At 46.3% G+C, this 20,742-nt stretch carries 22 protein-coding genes and 3 tRNA genes; 10 read left to right on the plus strand and 15 right to left on the minus strand.

Annotated features, from left to right (window positions below):
* Position 1: 1 nt before the first annotated feature.
* From ACYX4J_RS13905 to ccmA, 8 genes are all read right to left on the minus strand, one after another.
* Positions 2-601: an IMPACT family protein gene (locus tag ACYX4J_RS13905; RefSeq protein ID WP_476176853.1), complete on the minus strand. Its 600-nt coding sequence runs from the start codon at positions 599-601 to the stop codon at positions 2-4.
* Positions 564-1,148, minus strand: a complete 585-nt coding sequence (locus ACYX4J_RS13910) for a DsbE family thiol:disulfide interchange protein (RefSeq protein ID WP_444896644.1) — start codon at positions 1,146-1,148, stop codon at positions 564-566. The genes ACYX4J_RS13905 and ACYX4J_RS13910 overlap by 38 nt, the downstream gene beginning before the upstream one ends.
* Before the next feature lie 15 nt (positions 1,149-1,163).
* The gene (locus ACYX4J_RS13915; protein ID WP_444916638.1) at positions 1,164-3,155 is read right to left on the minus strand and encodes a heme lyase CcmF/NrfE family subunit; all 1,992 of its coding nucleotides are present in this window, start codon (positions 3,153-3,155) and stop codon (positions 1,164-1,166) included.
* Positions 3,152-3,601: a cytochrome c maturation protein CcmE gene (locus tag ACYX4J_RS13920; protein WP_444916637.1), complete on the minus strand. Its 450-nt coding sequence runs from the start codon at positions 3,599-3,601 to the stop codon at positions 3,152-3,154. Before ACYX4J_RS13920 ends, ACYX4J_RS13915 begins: the two co-directional genes overlap by 4 nt.
* Positions 3,602-3,688: 87 nt before the next feature.
* Positions 3,689-3,931, minus strand: coding sequence for a heme exporter protein CcmD (gene ccmD, locus ACYX4J_RS13925; protein ID WP_444912610.1), 243 nt, complete (start codon positions 3,929-3,931; stop codon positions 3,689-3,691).
* A 1-nt stretch (position 3,932) separates the two neighbouring features.
* On the minus strand, positions 3,933-4,676 hold the full coding sequence (locus ACYX4J_RS13930) for a heme ABC transporter permease (RefSeq protein ID WP_282933518.1): 744 nt from the start codon (positions 4,674-4,676) through the stop codon (positions 3,933-3,935).
* 14 nt (positions 4,677-4,690) lie between these two features.
* Positions 4,691-5,404 (minus strand): heme exporter protein CcmB, encoded by a 714-nt coding sequence (gene ccmB, locus ACYX4J_RS13935; RefSeq protein WP_282933519.1) that lies wholly within the window; start codon positions 5,402-5,404, stop codon positions 4,691-4,693.
* Complete coding sequence (gene ccmA / locus ACYX4J_RS13940) at positions 5,391-6,059, minus strand: cytochrome c biogenesis heme-transporting ATPase CcmA (RefSeq protein ID WP_445364773.1); 669 nt, start codon at positions 6,057-6,059, stop codon at positions 5,391-5,393. Before ccmA ends, ccmB begins: the two co-directional genes overlap by 14 nt.
* 304 nt (positions 6,060-6,363) lie before the next feature.
* Between ccmA and ACYX4J_RS13945 the strand changes: the two genes are divergently transcribed.
* On the plus strand, positions 6,364-7,056 hold the full coding sequence (locus ACYX4J_RS13945) for a 2OG-Fe(II) oxygenase (RefSeq protein ID WP_413665103.1): 693 nt from the start codon (positions 6,364-6,366) through the stop codon (positions 7,054-7,056).
* 339 nt (positions 7,057-7,395) lie between these two features.
* On the opposite strand, the gene ACYX4J_RS13950 is transcribed toward ACYX4J_RS13945, so the two are convergent.
* Entirely contained in the window at positions 7,396-7,575 is a 180-nt protein-coding gene (locus ACYX4J_RS13950) for a PA3496 family putative envelope integrity protein (protein ID WP_108735213.1), read from the minus strand.
* A 410-nt stretch (positions 7,576-7,985) separates the two neighbouring features.
* Between ACYX4J_RS13950 and ACYX4J_RS13955 the strand changes: the two genes are divergently transcribed.
* Positions 7,986-8,061 (plus strand) — tRNA-Arg (locus ACYX4J_RS13955).
* Positions 8,062-8,362: 301 nt separating this feature from the next.
* Here the strand turns inward: ACYX4J_RS13955 and hdeA are convergent.
* The 4 genes from hdeA to ACYX4J_RS13975 all read right to left on the minus strand — a co-directional run bounded on the left by hdeA (position 8,363) and on the right by ACYX4J_RS13975 (position 10,690).
* Complete coding sequence (hdeA, locus tag ACYX4J_RS13960; RefSeq protein ID WP_282933522.1) at positions 8,363-8,791, minus strand: acid-activated periplasmic chaperone HdeA; 429 nt, start codon at positions 8,789-8,791, stop codon at positions 8,363-8,365.
* 2 nt (positions 8,792-8,793) lie between these two features.
* The gene (locus ACYX4J_RS13965; RefSeq protein ID WP_476176854.1) at positions 8,794-9,021 is read right to left on the minus strand and encodes a hypothetical protein; all 228 of its coding nucleotides are present in this window, start codon (positions 9,019-9,021) and stop codon (positions 8,794-8,796) included.
* Between the two features lie 108 nt (positions 9,022-9,129).
* Entirely contained in the window at positions 9,130-9,810 is a 681-nt protein-coding gene (locus ACYX4J_RS13970; protein WP_476176855.1) for a hypothetical protein, read from the minus strand.
* A 379-nt stretch (positions 9,811-10,189) separates the two neighbouring features.
* On the minus strand, positions 10,190-10,690 hold the full coding sequence (locus ACYX4J_RS13975; protein WP_476176856.1) for an HNH endonuclease family protein: 501 nt from the start codon (positions 10,688-10,690) through the stop codon (positions 10,190-10,192).
* 170 nt (positions 10,691-10,860) lie between these two features.
* Here ACYX4J_RS13975 and ACYX4J_RS13980 point away from each other — a divergent pair, with 170 nt between their 5' ends.
* The 8 genes from ACYX4J_RS13980 (at position 10,861) to ACYX4J_RS14015 (ending at position 18,776) form a co-directional block, all read left to right on the plus strand.
* A complete protein-coding gene (locus ACYX4J_RS13980; RefSeq protein WP_476176857.1) occupies positions 10,861-11,460 on the plus strand; it encodes a hypothetical protein in 600 nt (199 codons plus the stop codon).
* Positions 11,461-12,335: 875 nt separating this feature from the next.
* Positions 12,336-13,214: a CPBP family intramembrane glutamic endopeptidase gene (locus tag ACYX4J_RS13985; protein ID WP_476176858.1), complete on the plus strand. Its 879-nt coding sequence runs from the start codon at positions 12,336-12,338 to the stop codon at positions 13,212-13,214.
* An 88-nt stretch (positions 13,215-13,302) separates the two neighbouring features.
* The gene (locus ACYX4J_RS13990; protein ID WP_476176859.1) at positions 13,303-13,800 is read left to right on the plus strand and encodes a T6SS immunity protein Tdi1 domain-containing protein; all 498 of its coding nucleotides are present in this window, start codon (positions 13,303-13,305) and stop codon (positions 13,798-13,800) included.
* Positions 13,801-13,873: 73 nt separating this feature from the next.
* Positions 13,874-14,491: a LysE family translocator gene (locus ACYX4J_RS13995; protein ID WP_444927324.1), complete on the plus strand. Its 618-nt coding sequence runs from the start codon at positions 13,874-13,876 to the stop codon at positions 14,489-14,491.
* 121 nt (positions 14,492-14,612) lie between these two features.
* Positions 14,613-16,421 carry a hypothetical protein gene (locus ACYX4J_RS14000; RefSeq protein WP_476176860.1) on the plus strand — a complete coding sequence of 603 codons (1,809 nt, stop codon included), beginning with the start codon at positions 14,613-14,615 and terminating at the stop codon, positions 16,419-16,421.
* 363 nt (positions 16,422-16,784) lie between these two features.
* A complete protein-coding gene (locus tag ACYX4J_RS14005) occupies positions 16,785-17,270 on the plus strand; it encodes an HAD hydrolase-like protein (protein ID WP_476176861.1) in 486 nt (161 codons plus the stop codon).
* A 420-nt stretch (positions 17,271-17,690) separates the two neighbouring features.
* Positions 17,691-18,206, plus strand: a complete 516-nt coding sequence (locus tag ACYX4J_RS14010) for a hypothetical protein (protein ID WP_444916046.1) — start codon at positions 17,691-17,693, stop codon at positions 18,204-18,206.
* Positions 18,207-18,524: 318 nt separating this feature from the next.
* A complete protein-coding gene (locus ACYX4J_RS14015) occupies positions 18,525-18,776 on the plus strand; it encodes a hypothetical protein (RefSeq protein ID WP_444896630.1) in 252 nt (83 codons plus the stop codon).
* A gap of 128 nt (positions 18,777-18,904) precedes the next feature.
* Here ACYX4J_RS14015 and ACYX4J_RS14020 read toward each other — a convergent pair.
* Together ACYX4J_RS14020 and ACYX4J_RS14025 are read right to left on the minus strand one after the other, a co-directional pair.
* Positions 18,905-18,992 (minus strand) — tRNA-Ser (locus tag ACYX4J_RS14020).
* A gap of 886 nt (positions 18,993-19,878) precedes the next feature.
* Positions 19,879-19,966 (minus strand) — tRNA-Ser (locus tag ACYX4J_RS14025).
* Between the last annotated feature and the right edge of the window lie 776 nt (positions 19,967-20,742).

The raw sequence follows: 20,742 nt of genomic DNA on the forward strand, positions 1-20,742 counted from the left end.
ACTATTGATCATCGAGAAGCTGAAAGCTCTCCGCCAATAGTTGCGCCTGCAATTGCGACCACTGATCCTGGGGGATTGAAACTGGCATGGTGACGTCACTGGCATATTCCGCCTGCCCACAACTCCCCTGGTGACGCCCCACCAAAAAGCGCAGGCGAGCTTCCTGGGCAAAATCACAGCAAACCGAAACATGCATTAGGGGAACAAAGGGCTGCAACGGAATATCTTGCAGCGCGGCACCTACCGCACCGCGATAGGCGCGCATCAAGCCACCCACCCCAAGCTTGGTACCACCAAAATAGCGGGTCACTATAGCGCCCACATTACCGACACCCTGTTTCAGCAGCAATTCCAGCATTGGTCGCCCCGCGCTACCACCGGGCTCGCCGTCGTCATCTGCTTGCATTACTTCCGGGTTGGAAGGGTTGCCGATCACCAACGCGGTACAGTGGTGGCTTGCATCGGGATATTGAGCGCGGACAGTATCCAGCTGTTGCTGAAAAGCCGCCTTATTCTCTACTGGCCCCAGCCAACAAATAAAACGGCTCTTCTTTTCTTCTGTCTCACTGACAACGGGAGATGAGGGAATCTGATAACTCACCGACAATATCGTCCCAGCGCTGGTTTTTTAATTTTTCATACAAAGGCTGGAGCTTGGTCTGCCAGACCTTATTGTCGACAACGCCAACGTGCTTGCAGCGAATAGTCCCCTCGGAATCCACCAGGAAAGTTTCCGGCGCACCGAAAACACCGAGGTCCAGAGCCAAACGGCCATCTCTATCGGCGAGGCTATACAAATAGGGATTGTGGAATTTCTCCAACCACTTGATTGCTGCCTCATCCTCATCTTTGAGGTTAACGCCAACGATCGGCACACCCTGCTCAGCCAGAGCATTCAAATAGGGGTGCTCTACCCGGCAAGCTACACACCAAGTGGCCCACACATTCATCAAATGCGGGCCATTGGGAAGATCTTTCTTCTCTACAATTTGGCTGTTATCCGCCACTTTTTGCAAAGAGAATTCCGGCACAGGTTTATTCAGCAGGGCCGATGGCATTTCCTGTGGATTCAGGTAGAGGCCCCGCCAAAATAACAGGGCCAGCACGACAAATATTACCAGGGGCAAAAAGAGTTTGAGTCTAGACATTATCCTTTCCAACTATTACGCCGTAGCAACATTGCCTGTAACTTCTACATCTACAGGTTTAGCGGCTTTCGCTTTGCGATAGCGCTTATCCGCTACAGCAATAGCTCCACCAATCGCCATCAAAAGCGAACCCAGCCAAATCCAAACCACAAAGGCTTTGTACTGAAGTCGCACAGCCCAATCACCGCTTGGGTTAGACCTGTCCATCGGCTCACCGAGGGCCACATAAATATCGCGGAAGAATCCAGTATCGATCGCTGCCTCTGTCATGGTGTTGCCACCAGACAGGTAATTGCGTTTCTGGGGATGCAGCTCTGCAACCGGCTTCCCGTCCTTGCTGACATGCAGTACACCTTCAAAGGCTCGGTAATTAGGCCCCTGAACCATACGAACACCGTCAAATTTGAAGTCGTAACCGGAAACCTGGAAACTGTCCCCAGCACCCATACGCACATCTTCCTCAATGCTGTAAACGGTAGTTAGTACTACCCCCAACACCGAAACTGCCAGGCCGATATGTGCGATATGCATACCGTAGTAACTGGCTCTCTGGCGCTTAAGGCCGGCAAAGAATGAGCTGGAGTTGCGGGTTTTAGCCACGATATCAGCGATGCTGGAAGCAAAGACCCAGATACCAATAAAGATTCCGAGCGCCGCTCCCCAGTGGAAGTCTCCCAGGGCCAGGGTCCACAGCAACGCAACTACCAACGAAGCGACAAATGGCAAACGCCATGCGCTCAGCAGTTTGTCCCAGCGGCTGTCTTTCCAGTTGGCGCGCACGCCCATACCCACCAACAGGCAGAGAACAACCATCAGTGGCACGAAGAAAAGATTAAAGAAGGGCGGACCCACACTCACCTTGCCCCAGTTCATGGCGTCGGCCAGAAGCGGGTAAAGAGTACCGGTCAAAACCATGCCCATAATCAGCATCAACAGGATGTTATTGCCAAGCAGGAAGGTTTCCAAAGAGCGGAAAGAGAAAACACTGCGAGCGCTGACTGTCGGTGCGCGCAGGGCAAATAACAGCAGCGAAGTGCCGACAATTACAGCCAGGAAGCCCAGAATAAAGCTGCCTCGCAGTGGGTCAGTAGCAAATGCATGCACCGAGGTAATCACCCCTGAGCGCACCAGGAAGGTGCCGAGCAGGCTGAGACTGAAAGCGAAAATCGCCAGCAGGATAGTCCAGCTCTTAAACAGCCCACGCTTCTCAGTTACCGCCAAGGAGTGCATCAAGGCAGTCCCTACCAACCAAGGCATCAGGGATGCATTCTCAACCGGGTCCCAGAACCACCAGCCACCCCAGCCCAGCTCGTAATAAGCCCACCAGCTACCCAGGGCAATACCCAAGGTCAGGAAGCCCCAAGCCACAGCCGTCCAGGGTCTTGCCCAACGGGCCCACACCGCATCCAGCTGTCCACCGAGCAATGCCGCAATAGCAAAAGCAAAGGCTACTGAGAAACCCACATACCCCATATAAAGCAAGGGCGGATGGAAAATCATACCCGGGTCCTGCAACAGCGGGTTCAGGTCAGAACCTTCCATCGGCGGGAATGGCAGGGTGCGATCAAATGGGTTGGAGGTAAATAGAATAAACAGGAAAAACCCGATCAGTACAAAACCGAGTACGGATAAAACACGCGCGGAAAGCTCTGGGGGCAGCTGCTTACCAAACAGCGCTACTGCCGCAGCCCAACCAGCCTGAATCAAAAGCCACAACAGAATGGAGCCCTCATGCCCACCCCATACAGCGGTAACTTTGTAATAAACCGGCAGGATACTGTTGGAGTTCTGTGCTACGTAATTAACCGTGAAATCACTTTGCACAAAAGAAGTGGTCAGGCAGGCAAAAGCGATCAGAACGAACGCAAAAATACCCAGAGCCAGCGGACGCCCCGCATCCATCCACACAGGGCGCGATGAATAGCTACCGGCCATCGGCACTGTTGCGAGAGCAACCGAAAGCAGCAAGCCGACAATTAACGCAAAATGGCCCAGCTCAGGGATCATATTTTCGCTCCATCGGAACAACCTTCATGGGAAACCATGGTGTCGGCTACTTCAGGTGGCGTATAAGTTTCATCGTGCTTGGCCAGAACCTGGTCCGCACGCAGAACACCGCTTGGCATCAACTGGCCGGTAATCACTGCTGCTTCGCCTTCGGCAAATAGATCCGGCAGGATTTTGTCAAAGACTACGGAGAGTTGAGCCTCGCCATCAGTAATCACAAACTGGACTTCCAGGCTATCAGTAGCTCGCTGCACACTGCCCGGGACAACACAGCCTCCCGCGCGAATCCGCTTTTCCACCGGGACTTCACCCGCTGCAAAGGCCTTGGGGGCATAGAAATAATCGATATTGCCGCGCATCGCATAGGCTACAAAACCTACTGCTGCACTGGACAATACCACCAGGACAAGTACGAGTATCAGGCGTTGCTTGCGTACAGGGTGCATTGTCTAAGTCCTACTCCATAACTATTTAATTCTATTGCGCTGATAGGTTCTCCATCGCCCTATCCGCTGGAACCCGGCAAATTGAAATTAAGCCGGTTCCTCTGCTGTTTCTTTCTTTGTGGTTACTGTGCGCTCACTCACTGCCTGGCGGCGGCGCTGGGCAATTTTCTGCTGTCGCACCAGCTCTGCCTTCAGGCCGCGGCGGGCAATGTAAGGGTAGAGAGCCATCCCCGCGAGACTCAGGAAAGTCACCGCGTAGGACACCCACACAAATACACCGTGGCCGTCCATCGTCAGGAAATCAGCCAGGTTGGCAAATTGAAACTCCACTTTATCGACCTCCCGCCAGTTCTTCCTGTACCCACTTGGTGCGCATCTCGCGCTTGAGCAGCAGAGTGCGGGTGTGAGTCAGCAGGGTCCAGGCATACATACAGTAGAAACCGATAATCATGGTCAGCAACGGGTAGAACATACTCGGATCAATACTGCTGGATTCGGTCAGGCGAATGGTCGCGGGCTGGTGCAAGGTAAACCACCAGTCTACGGACTTGTAAATAATCGGGATATTCACGGTGCCCACCAGGGCCAGCAGCGCAGAAGCTTTGTCGGCGACTTGCTCCCGGTTCACTGCGTGGGTAAGTGCCATAACGCCGACATAGAGAAACAGGAGTATCAGCATTGAAGTAATGCGGGCATCCCATACCCAGTAAGCACCCCAGGTAGGTTTACCCCACACAGCACCGGTAAATAGCGAGACAAAGGTCAATACCGCACCGATCGGCGCGGCAGCGCGCATCACGGCAAAGGAGAGCTTCATCTTCCAGATCAAGCCGATAGCACCGCTGATCGCCATAATGTAGTAACCGGCCAGAGCCAGGAAGGCGGCGGGTACATGGATAAAGATAATGCGGTAACTATTGCCCTGCTTGGCATCTTCTGGGGCAAAACCTAGGCCCCAAACACTGCCTACAGCGAGCAATACAACACTAGCCAGCGCCAGCCATGGCAGCCAGGCTTCAGTTTTTTGATAGAACCAGCGGGGCGAACCCAGGCGGTGAAACCATTGCCAAGCCAAGAAAGACCTCCAAATCAATTATCCAGGCTAATACGTATTGCACCCGCAGCAGCGAGTGGCGCCAGTGCCGCAGCAGCCGCTAGGAGTGCTGCCAATATCGCCAGTTGGGCGCTGTAGGCATAGCCATCAATTGCCGCCTGTACTGCGCCGGTGCCGAAGATTAGCACGGGCACATACAGCGGCATAACAATTAGTGCCAAGAGCAAACCGGGGCGGCGCAAGGCAACAGTGAGTGCTGCACCAATGGCTCCGATCAAACTCAAACTCGCAGTTCCCAGCAATAGGGAAACCAGCAAACAAACATAACCATCCACGGGCAGATTCAGCATTAAGGCGAGCAGCGGCGACAGCAATGCCAGCGGCAAGCCTGTGGCAATCCAGTGCACCAGGGATTTTGCAAGAACCGCAAAATAAAGCGGTTGTGGTAACAGGGTGAGCTGCTCCAGGGTGCCATCTTCGAAATCACCTTTAAAAAGGCTTTCCTGGGATAGCATGGTGGACAGTAGGGCCATTACCCAGATCATGCCCGGAGCCATCTTTGCCAGAAGTTCGGGCTCAGGTCCTACCCCTAACGGCAAAAGTGCTAAAACCGTCACAAAAAATAATAAGGGGTTGGCAATATCTGCTCGTTTTCTCAACGCCAAGAGCATTTCAATCCGGAACAGCGCCATAAAACCAGGGCCACTGCGCACTTCGCTCACCGGTGTTTGGACATCAACTGTCGACATGCTCTCCCCCAAAATCCTCAAAAGGCTCAGAGACTGAATAGTCAGACAAATTAACCTCACTGAGTCCGGCTAATGACAGAGGTTGGTGTGAGGTCAGCAGAATTGAACCACCGCTATAAAGATGGACCGCCATTTGCTCTTCCAATGCAGCAACACCCACAACGTCGAGGGCGGTCAGTGGCTCATCGAGTATCCACAATCGAGGGGAATCAGGTAGAAATAATCGCGCTAGGGCAACCCGGCGATTCTGGCCGGCGGAAAGGGAGTGGCACAAGCTGTCCTCAAAGCCGGTCAGGTCGACTTTATCGAGCGCATTAAGCGCGTCCTCATGGTCAGCACCATACCAGGTGAGGTTTTCCAGCGGAGTCAGGCCACTGCGCACTCCGCCCCTGTGCCCGATATATAGTAAGGATTCACGCATCACCGAGAGCGATTGCGGGTAGGCGGTATCACACCAAAGGATCTCCCCAGTGAAATCACTGCTACTGCCAATCAAAGTGCGCAGCAAGGTCGTTTTACCCGCGCCATTACTGCCTTTGATTTGAATTGCAGCGCCGGCTTGAAGAGAAAACTGAAGGCCCTCAAACAAGCGCCGACCATCCCTTTCGCAGGCGAGATCTCTCACTTGCAGCACAACTTGGGACTTAGGGGTCACAGACATTCCAGGATAAAACCGCTCTGACAAATCTGAACGGCATTATACCGGCACCAGCGCTAATTGCATTGTCTCAGCGAGCAACATTTTAGCAACCCTTGATCTTTCGCAAGAATGCCCACTGATTCACACTGAAAAGCGCTATTTAAATTGGCACTGAATTGTAGTTTTGGTATTTTCACACCGTCGTGAGATTCAGTACCTGTTTCTCGCTGTACCCTCAAGGAAGTGGGTAATCTCAGAAGTCGACATAAAGCTGGACCCCCAAAAGGGCCAATTCTTCTGCTCGTAAGGATGCGTGTCTATGAACAATCTCGCCACCCATATCGATCCCTGGCTCGACGCTACTACTTTAATTGGCCAAGAAAGCCAGATTCACCAACAGCCATTTCCTTTCTTCGTGGCCAAGAACTTGCTGGCCGAGAACCTGATGGCATCCTTTATCAAAGACTTCCCAAAGCTTAAAGGGGCCGGTTACCTTCCCTACGATAGAAGCAGTTGTGGCACCACAATAAATGAACTGATTGAACAGTTTAGGGCTCCAGAATTTGCCGATGCTATTGGCAACAACCTGGGTATTGAGAATCTTTCTCAATACCCAACCTATGTTTCCATTAGCCGTACACTCAAGAAACGCCACGGCCGCATCCATACCGACGGACAGTCAAAAATTGCTACCGCCCTGCTCTACCTGAACCCGGAGTGGTCCTTGGACGGCACAGGCTGCCTGCGCTTCTTAAAAAGCGGCGATAACTTTGAAGATACCGCAGCCCCAGAGGTAAAACCTTCGTACGGTACCCTGGCCGCATTCAAGCGAGCCGATAACTCGTTCCACGGACACTTGCCTTTCGAAGGTAAAAGATTGGTTATCCAGGTAGCCTGGTTAGTCAGCGATGCTGACAAAAACAGAAAGGCCAAGCGCGGCAAATTAGCTTCAAAACTCAAGCGTCTGCTGGGCTGGTTTGGAGGCAATTCTGCAGCCACACAAAATATGTAGCTACAGCCAACTCAATGCCTACGATAGAGCCCGCATCCCTAACGGGCTCTGTACATACACATCTTCATCCCTATCTCCATAGCTCCCATTGCAAAAATAATAAACCTAACAACTTTAATTAGTGGAAAATACAATACGGGGAAACAGAGCCCAACGATTTAAAAGCACAGAGAAAAGCCAGGGAAAAATAGAAGTGACTTGGGCAGGAAAGGCAAATTTTCAATAAAATCTATTAACTACGCAGAGTACAGTTTAAGCAACCCTATTTTTAGATTACTTTTATTTATTATCTGCACCCTGCATAGCTGGCTGTAGCCGTTAAAGTTTCAGCATATTTCGTTAGTCGAAATCATAGTCCATTAATTCACGCCTTAAACGCTTTTCCTCCAATTTGTCTTCTACCATTCGACGTGCGTCGCGTGGTGGCTGAGAAGTAGCTTCCTTCAGCACTTCAGTTGCAATTTGTGGAATACCCACATTATCAAAATCTAGGCGTCTTTCGTTAACGTGGCCGCTCATACGAAACTCCATAATCTTGATTAGAGAAAGCAGAAATATCCTTATCGCACCAAGGGTGCAATTGCAGGTTATCCAGCTCAATCAATCGTGGTCAAGCAATAATTTATCAAGTGGAAATGCGGCTTTCACGTCAAAACTTTCCAGCTGATCCCCGAACAAAGCTATCCGCAAAAACCGCCATTTCGAAGTCAAAGTAGCGAAGAAAAAAGACAGATTTATGAAAGTTTTTCGAAAATTTTAAGAAAAGAGAACGACGGGAATAGCAGTAACCGAGTGGCGCCAATGTTACCCTCAGTGACACAGAAAATTGGTACGATTTGATGGAAGGTGAGTTAATGGTGAAAAGCATGACATGACACAGGGCTTTCCACAGGCTAGAATAGCGCCGCTCTTCAGCAGTGCTGACACCCGCCCCCGTCGGTTAACAGGATAAACCACGGACCTCCTAAGTCCGGACTGGTGGTTCGAGTCCACCCGGGGGCGCCATACATATCAAGGCAAATTAACAGACGACTGCCTTTGCCGAATGCATAAACAGCGCCAGGAATAACCCAGCCAACAGCACCCCACCCCAGAAGAGCCTGGTAGAACGGCTAATTGTTCTCCCGCGCCTGGCTTCATTTCTTACAGTCTTTCCCATATCACAAATCCATTTGCCTACTTTTCATCCATTCACCACAAATACTAACCGAAACCATTTCGCTGGTGAATCTCCATCTCAGGATAGACAAAGCCCGGCACAAGCCGGGCCCAGAACAATAGCAATGCAAGTATTGACGAACAGCGCCTACTGGTTAGTCCCGTTTGTGCCACTGCCACCATTACTATTGTTCATCTGAGTGCCATCCTGCATTTTTTTCTGCATCTTCATCATTTGCTTTTCAGCTTTATCCTTCTTGTGGTGCATCCCCACCTTGTGCCACTCATCTTTGAACTTAGCCCAGAAAGATTCTTTTGGCGCTTTGGTGCAGGCGGTAATCACCATCGGCGTCACTTTTTCTGTGCCTTCAATATCCAGCATATCCCCCTCTTCCGTGCCTTTCTTGGCGTAGGCGGCAGCCCAATAAACTGCTTTAGGTTTAAACTCATCGTCGATAGCCAGGAAATCCGCACAGGTCCAGTCTTTCGCCGGCTTCTTGGGATGGTTATCCGCGAAGGCAGCAGAAGCAGCAAGACTGGCAATTACCAAAGGAAGAATGAACTGCTTACTTTTCACAATTAGATCTCCAAAATATCCAGGGTTATCACCCCGTGAATCAATTGCAGGTAATGTGCAATCCGCTCGCTACCCACGGGCCGGGGAGGACTGGCCGGCAAGTCACTCAAATGACTGCGACAAACAGCGAGGCAAGGAATAGCCCCGGATTCACCAGCCTTACGACAGCGGAAACGCAAGCCAAGACACTGAATCAACGAATGCTTGGCCCATTGAAAGGATAGACGCATTTTTCATTTTTTGGGAAAAATCAAAAACACTTTCTTACCCTCTTGCATACAAACTTTATTGTTCTGACACATTCCATGTGAAGGAGCAGGCTTTACCTATATACACCTTTAGCTATTAGCGCTCGGAATAGAGTTTGCTGCCTCCCATTTTTGACTGTGCCTACCCAGTCTTAGCAAAGAGAAACCTAACCAAATAAACCAGACTATTTGGGAAATTCCGAATATTTCTGTAAAGATATCGTCCGGATAGATAGTCGCAATTCCCGCCACTCCCACTAGCACACCGATAAAGTTTAATGGCCGGGGAAAAAGCCCAGCTTGCATTGCAGCAATACTAATTAACAGAACCCAAAGTCCACCCACCAACTCATTGCCACCACCAAGACTTTCAACCATCAAGTATATTATTCCCCAGGTATCGAAAGCCTGCTGAACACTGACTTCCATAAGCCCCAAAGCATAGGCGAGTCCTATATTTGCGATCATACCGCTCGCTATGACAAGGCCCACCCAGACTGCTCCAAACAAGGATGCCAATGCAGCAATCTCCCTCCTCTTACTTTTTAGCTTTTCATATAAGCTAACTACCACACAGCCCAGTAATATCGCAAAGACCAAGTACATTAGGGTATAGGCAATATTAAAAATCAGTTGATTTTCTGCCAAGAACGTCATTTTTTCTATGGGGCTCCCATCCGATGGAAAAGACCAAAAAGCACCAAAGAATGCAAAAGCACTAATATAAATTAACCCCATGCCAAACGCCGAGATACCCGCAACTCTATCCATAGCTCTCCCCTATCATCTTTTAACTCAATTCAATGCCCGTAAATATCGCTTCAATTATGTAACCCAAGGAAGCCAAATTCGTAACACCCCACCCTATCTAAGCGGCAAGTAATCGCAGAAATGAATATTCAGCAACAGAAGAAAATCACAGTGCTTTAACTGAAGTGTACATTAATGCCATTTCTGACTAGCGTTCATGCCAGGACCTGTAGGTTAGGTGGATAGCTAAATATCACTATTGTCAAATAACCCGAAGGAGATAATAGGATGGGGAACAAGGAGTAAAGGATCTAAATAATCCGGAGATCAGCGATTTCCATCAGGAGCCGATTTACTTAAAAATCAGCTCACTGTCAGCTCTAACGCTAGAGTGTCGTATTCAGTCACCAAGCCGATACTTACGGGCCACAACCTCAAACTGACGAATATAAATGGCTTGGGCTGGCTTATAGGGCGGTAGCCACTGATCGGGCCCTTTATCTCCCTTACTGCGATTGTGGCCATCATCAACCAGCCACAAATTTGCAGGATCTTCTGCAAAAGCTCTACGCTGCTCCCGGCTCCAGCTAGCACCACCGTACTTATGAGCCCAAGATAGCGGTACTATATGCTCCACATCCAGATCCGAAGCTTTTTCAAAAAACTGTCCCGTATAGGGATCCATCCACAAGCCTGTAATCACTGTACAGCTCTTCTCATTGCTGAAGGCAACAGGAGCCAAAGAGAGACGGATCAATAGCTCCTGGCGAGTATTCTGGCAATCACCATCGACATCAGACCACCGTGGCAACCACTCATTGCGATCATAAGATTGAGGGGTTACTTCATAACACCCGCTGAGGGTCAACATGGACACTATTAATAAAGACTTGAGTCGCATAAAACTAAACTGCGGCTAATTACTGCTGGGGGAGCATTTTGATTATAGCTTTGAGCTCCGTCAAGAAGCCAATCCACTTTGACATGGGTACAAATCGGTACAAGTGTGCTGTATCCACCCACCCCAATGAATGAATATCATTAAGCTAATATACGACTAAAAAAATTTAGATGGTTAAGAAATTGGTATGTAGTAACAATAGCTATCCCCTATACTACATAAAGGTCGAGAACCATTACAACAAGGATATAAGAGGCAGAATAATGAAGTTATCTTTAGCACTAATTTTCATCACATTTCTATCTGCCAACGCTTCATCTCAAGTCAACATCCCTGGCACCACACTCCAAGAACGGATATTTGAACTAAATCCCCCAGTAATAGCTTCACCCACGATGTCCTTTCCGGAGATTAGACAGAATATATTAAAACTCAATCAGTTTATTGGTGGATACCCACCCAGTTTTACAAATGAGAAAGAAAGAGAGTTGATCTATCAAAAATGGCTTGCATTAGTTTCCGAAGCAGAAGCTTTTAACACAGTACATAATGGCTCAGAAGAGTCACTTTACCTACTATCAGAACTCTACCGACAGGGCCACAACATGGATGTAGAGGGTAGCGCGGAAAAAGCATTCAATAGCTTAAGTGCATGTCTTCACACTTTTAAAAAGTCCGTGATGTGCAACTTTTCAGCATCCTATTTCTACCTATCAATTGGCCCCGCATACTTAGACAGAGCAGAGCAGAGCAAAGCTTATCCATACTAAAAGAACATTTTAGTCCCAATCTTAACGATGAGGTCGAATCTGGTTATGTATTCTTGCATATCTATCGCCAAGACATCCCCAAAGCAAAACAGCAAATCGACTTCTTTATCCAAAAATTTCCCAATTCCAGCAGAGTCGCAATGTTTGAAAATATAAAGCAAAATTTAGGCGATACCATAGAATGGAAACAGCATTAACCAATGCCCTTTTATAACTCAGGAGCAGCACAGCACTTGGCATTAAACGGCTCAATAACTAAACCGCCGGACACTACCCATACGTCATTTTCCGAGCGATTTTTTACCCTCTAGGTTACTTAACAGCATTAAGCTATGGAAAGGAGGAAGTAGCCCAATCATTGTACAAGTGTACTGACATTCAACCATATATAGCACCTCAACTACTTCGGTTAGCAGTTATTAATCAAGCGGCTACAGTCATTGCCTAACTTCTATGAAATACAAAATACTCACCTGAGGCTAGCGCACTTATTTTAACAGCTCTAAACATCCCATACAGAATGTCATTGAACGAATCTACAAGAAGATACAATGACCCGCCTGGTAAGATCAAAACCGCTTAGGTAAGAGTAGAGAAAAACTGATCGAATTCACTATAATCGAATAGCTCAGTAAAAAATCCAAGGAATATTAATTCGAGAGACAGTTAATAACCTATTCCTCCCGCATTTAGAAAAGATGATTCAGAAACTGTAAATTTAACCTAACCCCAACAATAGTACTCTGCAGGGCAACCTTCAAAACCTTACGCCTCTTGTAATTCCCACTCATTAACAGTACAAGAAACATCCTATTTCGCACATAGACATACTACAGATTAGCCATTTTCAAGATAACACGGAGTTAACGATCTAGATGAAAGAATCGCTGAGTTCGCTCAAAATTATCGTTGTTTTTTTAATTCTCACAGCGAGCCTCTACCCTATCGGATACCGGCTAATTTTTCACATGGAAAGCGCAGTACCCTTAATGCTTTCTGTTGGGCTTGCCACGGTCACAACATGCTTGATATTCAAGAAGAGCCTGGGCTCCTTAGGATGGTCTTGGGGAAGCTGGAGATATCAGTGGTTAAGCTACTTGGTACCCTTGGGTTATGTAGCAGCTACCTACCTCATTATGTGGATCTTAGGTTTCGGGGAGTGGTATAACTCGGAATACGTTACGGCACTAAGAGAAGGGTATAAAGTAGATGGCTGGAGTGATACCAGTGTAATCATCTTTAGATTCTTAATTACTGCAAGTATCAGCTTTTTATTGATACTGCCTGGAGTTTTAGGAGAGGAGATTGGATGGCGTGGATTGCTTGTACCTGAGCTCTCAAAGCTTATGTCCTTCTCAGGGATCGCACTAACCTCTGGGTTTATATGGGCCGCCTGGCATTGGCCCATGATGATAGCAGGTGTCTACGGTAATGAAACAGCTCCTCTCAGTTATCAGTTGTTTTTCTTTACACTAGGCCTAATGTCAATGTCAGTCATCATGACTTACGTAAGATTAAAGACTAACAGTGTTTGGCCTGCCGTTATTTTCCACATGAGCCACAATGTATTTATTCAAAAATTCTTCAATCCATTGACCCTTCAAAGCACAGATTCAGGCTGGTATCTCAACGAATTTGGTATGGTTTTACCTGTAGTTATTTTTTGTATCAGCATTTATTTCTGGAGAAAGGGCCAACAAGAGTTCGGCTCCGCTCAACCTGCAAGCGAACTGTTGTCTCCACAAAAATCTTGACGTAGCGCCATGGATGTGTGACAGAGGCTTTGACTAAGATCAATCATGAGTTTTGGGCAATTTTACCGCAGGCATATAGAAATACACTATGGATATTGAAGTAGATATTTTTGCTCCAGTTACTGATCTAGGAAAAATAGATGCCCTTGAATACTGGAGATGGCTAGTTGGCAAAAAGGCCTCCATGTGCCTTCTGACCTCCATGGGAGATTTATTCTTCAAAAGGAAGGAAGGCCTACTGAACAGGGAACGTGTCTATTTCCTAGATACTGGCACAGGCGAAATGGAACTTGCCGCAAAATCTTGGAATGCTTTTCGAGAGATGATGGCAGCAATGAAAGATATTCCGGGCAACTGGTTTAAATACAGATTATTACTTGAGTTAGTGGACCAACCATTAACTCAAGGTTGTTGCTATTCACCAATCCATCCACCGATAATGGGCGGGGAGTACATTACAGAAAATTATCAATCTATATCTTGGGAAGTTCATTTGGATCTGCTTGGGCAGATATATGAACAGCTTAATGGCCTTCCCCCAGGAACACCAATAGCTGGTGTAAGCTTAAAAATTGAAGAAGATTGAGAAGTTACTATTCAAAAGGGTTATCCCTAAATCCAGCATTTAAATCTATAATTTCACGTCAGGACTTGTCCTTATGATAAGCATTGAGTTTTTAATTACCTCTTTTATCGTTGTGTTGATACCGGGAACGGGAGTTCTATATACAGTTGCAGCGGGGCTATTCAAGGGTAAAAGGGCAAGTATTTCTGCAGCGTTAGGTTGTACGCTAGGCATCATCCCCTCCATCTTTGCTTGCATCATGGGGCTGTCCGTAATCATTCATACCAGTGCATTAGCATTCCAGTTTGTAAAATATGCAGGAGTCGCATACTTATTGTACTTAGCTTGGTCAATGCTTAAATCTAGCAGCTCCCTGACTCTGGAGGAAAGTCAAAAGAAACAGAGCTTAACCTCAATTGCTTTCAAGGGATTTATGATTAATATCTTGAACCCAAAGCTAACCATCTTCTTCCTGGCATTCTTACCCCAGTTTATTCCCTCTCAAATACAGAACCCCGTAGATAGTATGCTGATTCTTGGACTTGCCTTCATGGCTATAACCTTTCTGGTTTTCATTGTTTATGGCTTACTAGCAACAGTCATTCGAAATTATGTTATTCACTCAGAAAAAATTAGCATTATCATCCAACGAGTCTTTGCTGGCAGCTTCGCAGCTTTAGGACTCAAACTCGCCTTTACGAGCAGGGAGTGAGCCCCTCATTAGCAAAAACAGTAAAGCGATTACTAGTGTTAGGTGTAATGTTACTTCAGGCATACCCTATTCAAGCTTCCCCCTAAGAATCTCAATCGTAAAAGCATAAGCACAAACAAGCATGAAAATTTTTTTGACCCTTTCGGTACTCGGATTTTTCTTGACCCAATCACCTGTAGTAGCCGCTTCAAAGGCAGACCTTATGACCAACAGCGCTATTGGTCAAATGCCCTCCCGGTCCTTTCCCTCTAGCGGCTCCGAATATTGGATAGAGCGAGAACAAGCAGTAAGTTTCGCAAAAACCGATGACTGGGAAAAAGCTATTCCCTTGCTCGAAAAACTAACCGCCCAATATAAAGATGATGGAGACACTTGGTTTTTACTCGGGCATGGATACATTGAGACGAACCAATGCAACAAAGCAATTCCTGCGCTTGAACGAACGCTAGAGCTAGGGACAATCATGTCAGGGGTAAGATCAGCTTCATCCCCCTCTAACGATATAATGATCAAAATTGCACAATGCCATTCCAAAATGGAAGAGAAAGACCAAGCGCTAGGCTGGATTCAAAAAGCACTCGATTTCAGATGGGATGACCGAAAGAGCCTCATTGGTAGTAGTGATTTTCAACACATATCTCAAGACGATATGTATAAGGAGCTTTCTGGGGAAAGCCAGCTGGAAAATTTATCGAGAGATGAACGCTGGATGACAGATTTAAACTTCCTAGCTGATGAAATATTACGCCTACATGTTAACCCCTACCATCACTCATCAAAGGAAGATCTAGCATTACACATAAACGAAATTAAAACAGAAATCCCCCACTTAACCGACCAACAAATCGTATTTAGAATGATGGCGCTACTTGCCAGCTTAGGGAATGGACACAACTTTATTGTCCCAACCCACTCTAGGAATGGCTCATTCAGCAAGTTACCAATCCAGCTCTATTGGTTTAATGATGGGATATTCATTGTAGGTGCCGATACCGAATATAAGCATCTTGTAGGGAAAAAACTCCTTTCTGTAGCCAACCAGCCGATAGATGCAGTAATGAAAAAGATTGCCACTGTAAATGCCCGCGATAACGAAATGCAACAATACTGGCTGGGGCCTTACTATCTGGCCTTACCGGAGGTTCTCGAGGGTTTAGGCATAGTAGAAAGTGCATCGAAGATCCCACTAACTTTGGAAGAAAAATCAGGAGCCAAAGAGCAAATAGTTCTATCAGGAAAACCTTTCAACTTTACAGGTTTTCCAACCTTACCCGCACCTAATAATAGGGACAACTTACTTTACCTAAGGAACAAGAAAGAAAACTATTGGCTTGAATACAATTCTGACAATGATCTCCTATATTTACAATTTAATAGGGTCGCACAAGATAAGTCGCACCCACTGGACCTATTCAGCAAAAAGATCACAGCATTCACCAAGGGTAGAAAAGTCAAAAATCTTGTTCTAGATTTGCGTCACAACAGCGGCGGCAATGGTTCTATTATCCCTCCCTTAACAAGATCGTTAATTCATTTTTCAGAAAATAGCGAAGAGAATAATCTATTTGTGATTATTGGACGAAATACTTTCTCCGCTGCACATTTGTTACTTGCAGACCTCGATCGCTTAACTGACATCATCATTGTCGGTGAACCAAGTGGGAGCAGACCCAACCATTTAGGTGAAGCGGGATGGTTTAAACTTCCTTACAGCGGTGTCTGGGGAATTATTTCATCTCAATATCATCAGGCCTCAAAGGCCGAAGATCATCGCATCTGGATTGCACCACATGTTCCCGTAACACTCTCATCTGAAGAGTATTTCGCAGGAGAAGATCCCGCAATAAATCATATAATTAGAATAATAAGCCACAAAAAAGAAAAAGCAGCAATACCCTCACCAGGGTCAGTTAGCACGGCAGGATTTTAGAGTGAATTATACAAAGGAGACGGATCAACATGTCTTTAACTTGGGTTATTGTAGGCTCATTTCTTCAATTGTCTTTTTGCGGATTCCTTTTTATGATGGCCGCATTCGCTGGAGGTGGCGTAGCTAATAGAGGAAATTTATCAAAACTTTCATCAGTGATACTTGCGGCTTCCCTATACTTATTACCCTCAATTAGCATACTTGCCGCCGGTATTGTTATATACCAATACAACCTCGGAGGGGACGCCTCCTCTTATTGGTGGCACTTCATACCTGTTGCGGCGGCGGCTCTATATATCATTTATATAAACTCACTATGGGAAAAATAGCGTAACATAAAAGAAATCAATAGGAGTTTCATCTGTGAGTAAATGCCTGCTTTTTGATAACGATGGCACCTTAGTTGATAGCGAACACCTCTCCAGCATTGGCTTAGCTATTATGTTCGAAAATTACGGAATAAAACTAGATGCTGATGAACTGGTCATAAGATTTAGGGGCTGGAAACTGGCAAGTATTCTATCCCTATTAGAAGAAGAGAATAATATCAAACTGAAAAGCAATTTTGTTGCAGCTTATCGCGATATAGTCACAAAAATCTTTACCAGAGAGTTAAAACCTGTTGAAGGTGTAGCAGACGCTCTTGAGGCACTTGATGGTGAGAAAGCAGTAGTATCTAGCGGCCCCCTGCAAAAAATCAAGCATTCATTAGATATATGCGGGCTATCTAAGTATTTCGGAAATAATTTATTCAGTTCATATGAAGTAGGCATATGGAAGCCTGATCCAGGCATATATCTACATGCCGCAAAAGTATGGGCTACCATCCTGAGAACTGCTCCGTTATAGATGATGGACCAGTGGGAGTTCAGGCTGGTATAGAAGCAGGCATGAAAACTTACTTTTTAAATCGTCTTAACGAGGAATCTAATACCGTTGGTGTAGTGTCCTTTCAAGCGATGAGAGAGTTACCAAAACTAATAGGTAACTAATCCCCCAAGAACACTATACCTTTAGTTTATTAACATCATTCGTTCAAGCTCATGCTACAACCGGTCATCATGGGCGGCAGAGAAAAGATGGTTCCCGGCAAGCAATATCTATTTGGCTCTTTGCCCATGGGAGATACAATTTAGCCATTAACAGTAGCGCAAAATATAGACAGAAAACCTATCATTCCATGTCTAATAGGATGTCGGTTTCACACGATACCTTCAGCACTAACCCTTGTACCCATCCTCACAAAACCTATATCTGGCTACAGTAAGAATGTTCTCAAAGTTATTTAAAAAGAGTAAACCACGAGTCTATCTGGATAAAATGATTGTCGTCTCACAGAATGAATTTAGCAAGATTGGTGCTTGGGGGGCTTTTAAGGGCGAAGATTTAGAGGCGGGCATTCGTCATAGGCTGGTAGAAATTTTCTCCTTACCACATATATCGAGTCGAATAGAACCTAAATCCAATGATTTAGCACTAGAGGTTGTAGTCTTAAAAGTAAGAGGGGGTGAGTTTGACACCGCATACTTTGGAGAATTTGGTGCAATGCCTGTATTCTGGCGGCCAAAGATTGAAGTCGCAGCTCGACTCTATTACGCCGACTCCAATAAAACACACTCCTCTTATAGGGCTCGAGAGAAAATGCCATGGAGAGAATATTTTTCAGGAGTATTCAGCCTAAGAGGGATGCTTAGATATAGGCCTGTTTTTGGAGCAAAAGAGCTAGAACCTATTCTCTATAGAGCATGTGAAAAGCTGCTTGCCAGTATGGTGAAGTCAGTATGAAATACTGTAAATTTAGGCAATCCGCTACTACTTACGGACTTATTTTTTCCTGCGATAGAGATATCACAGCCCTAAGACAGGATATTAAAGTAACCAGGACTTTTGAGAGCTATCGAGAGGGTGATTTTTAAGTATAGCCAGATTTGCAGATAAGCTACTAGACTGAAGGGGCTTATCAACCCCATACCCTTTCAAACTTAATAATAATATTAAAAGACCCACTTGAACTGGCCTTGAAGTAACAATTAGGCACGGCTTGTGAAGGGTACTGCACTAAATCGTATACTTAACAATAACCTTAACTTTCTGGTGATTGTAATGCTCAAAATCAAAGAAGCCGCCGCTTTTATTCTAGTCGCGTCCCTGATGGGGTGCTCCTCAGATACTCCAGAGGATCCCAAGCCCACCACACCGGTCGGTTCAGACAAGGATGCCCACGGGTGTATAAACTCAGCCGGCTACCTTTGGTGTAGTAAAACTAAAGAATGCGAACGACCATGGGAACTTGCAGAGAAGGCTGGCTTTGCTAACACTCCCAGCAATTTTGATGAGTATTGCGGTAATAAATAGGGTCTCTGCCTAGCAGCCTCCTCCATCTATAGGAGAAAGCAGTGACAGCTAAGGACTTTGATACTCAAGACTTAAGAACAAAAGCTTCAGAAATAAAAAAGCCCGGCATAAGCCGGGCTTTTAGAAGATGGCGGTGAGGGAGGGATTCGAACCCTCGATGCCTTGCGACATACACACTTTCCAGGCGTGCTCCTTCGACCACTCGGACACCTCACCAAATTGTCACCCTCTGCGAGGGCATTCCGCCTTAAAGCGGCCTCTCTTTCCAGCAAAACCCTTAAGTAAATCAATAGGATAGCTGTTATATCGTCAAGAGAGTGCGCACTTTACCCAAATGTCGAAGAAAATTCCAGTGGAATCTGGGGTGAATGTGTACTTACCTTTTCTTAGTGCTCATGCTCAGCTACTAGCGGCTTCCCTGGGGGGCTACATAAACCATTGGAGGGCACCCTAAGCATCTCCTACACCACCGCCAAACTGCCAACTTTGTTTGGAAAAAGCTTTGCGCCCGTCCCTGTTAGGGTTTGTTTATTGCGTTATAGCTGATTGATACCAGCAGTGTAACTCTCACTTATATGACCGACGGCACAAACTTCCAACAAGCCACTCTAAGTGAAAGAAAAAATAGGAAGCAGAGAAGGTTGTTGAATAAGAAGTTTTTACTTAGTAGGTACAAATTTTTTTTAGATAATTTACCTCAATAAGAGCCAAAATATAAATGTGTATGAGTTTAACCCTAAAAAAGTAGACGGTGGGGCTGCAGGAAAAAAGCAAGGAGAAGAGCCAATTTGCAGTTAAAATTCTCTCAAAACCAACTTAGCCCACAAAATTTTGGCGGCAGGGAAAATAGCAACAAAAATGAGGATCTATATAAAACTACTACAGCAGAATGAGTAAAGAGGCCTTTTTGCCCCCCCCTTAAATCGAACAGCTCATCAATTATAAACGCAGTAATATTTGGCAAACCCTTCTAAGATGAGATCCCCCCTTAGCAAAGCCCAAAAATCTCTGGGCTGACGAGTAGAATCGCCAAAAAAGACATAGAGAAACCAATTGAAAGGCAGAATCAAAAAAGCCCGTCATAAGCCGGGCTTTTAGAAGATGGCGGTGAGGGAGGGATTCGAACCCTCGATGCCTTGCGACATACACACTTTCCAGGCGTGCTCCTTCGACCACTCGGACACCTCACCAAATTGTCACCCTTCGTGAGGGCTCTCCGCGTTGTAGCGGTCTCTCTCTTCAGCGAAATCTTCAAGGAAATCAGGAAGATAGCTGCTGTGTCGTCGAGAGAGCGCGCACTTTACCCAAATGTTCCTTGTTGTGCAAGTACTAATGCGAAAAAAGTCTCTCTGGCTGTTAAAACAGGGCATCATGAGGGAGCTCAGACTATCCGCTACAAGTCACCACGGCTATTTGCCCCTTCAAATGAGCCCCTCAGCTATCGCAGGTTTGGTGGCTAGACTCTGTGAGTCGATTGATCCAGGCTCTATATTAATCCGACCAGCATTAGTTTTCCGGCCTGCTCTGCCCCTCCAGCTCTCCAATACAAGGGCTGTACAACTTATGTAACCCCTTGACTCAAAGGTGAATATAAGCCCGGCTTTATCTGAGGCCGATACCCACCCCCTTAAAGCAGCTATAGGAAAACTTGCCTTTTGCTGACACCCCCCTTTTCCCTTCACCTGGTACAAGTCGCCCGGATTCCTGAGCTCAGATTGATCTAGGTTAATAATGTCGGAAAAGCACCCTGTCATAATCCTTGGCCTGCTGTAGAGTCAGTGGTCGCTATCTATATAAACCTTGATACGTAAAGCCCTAAGGTACCCTCCCTGCCTAAACTGCAAATCTGCCATGAAAATTGGGAGGTTCTGAGGCTGGAGGTGCGGTAATATCACTGGCAACAACAACGAGAAAAATATCACTTGCATGCACAGTTTTTTCGCATTCTGTTCCTCGGAAGAGTAAA

It is taken from the genome of Microbulbifer sp. ABM4_008 (genome assembly GCF_056311705.1).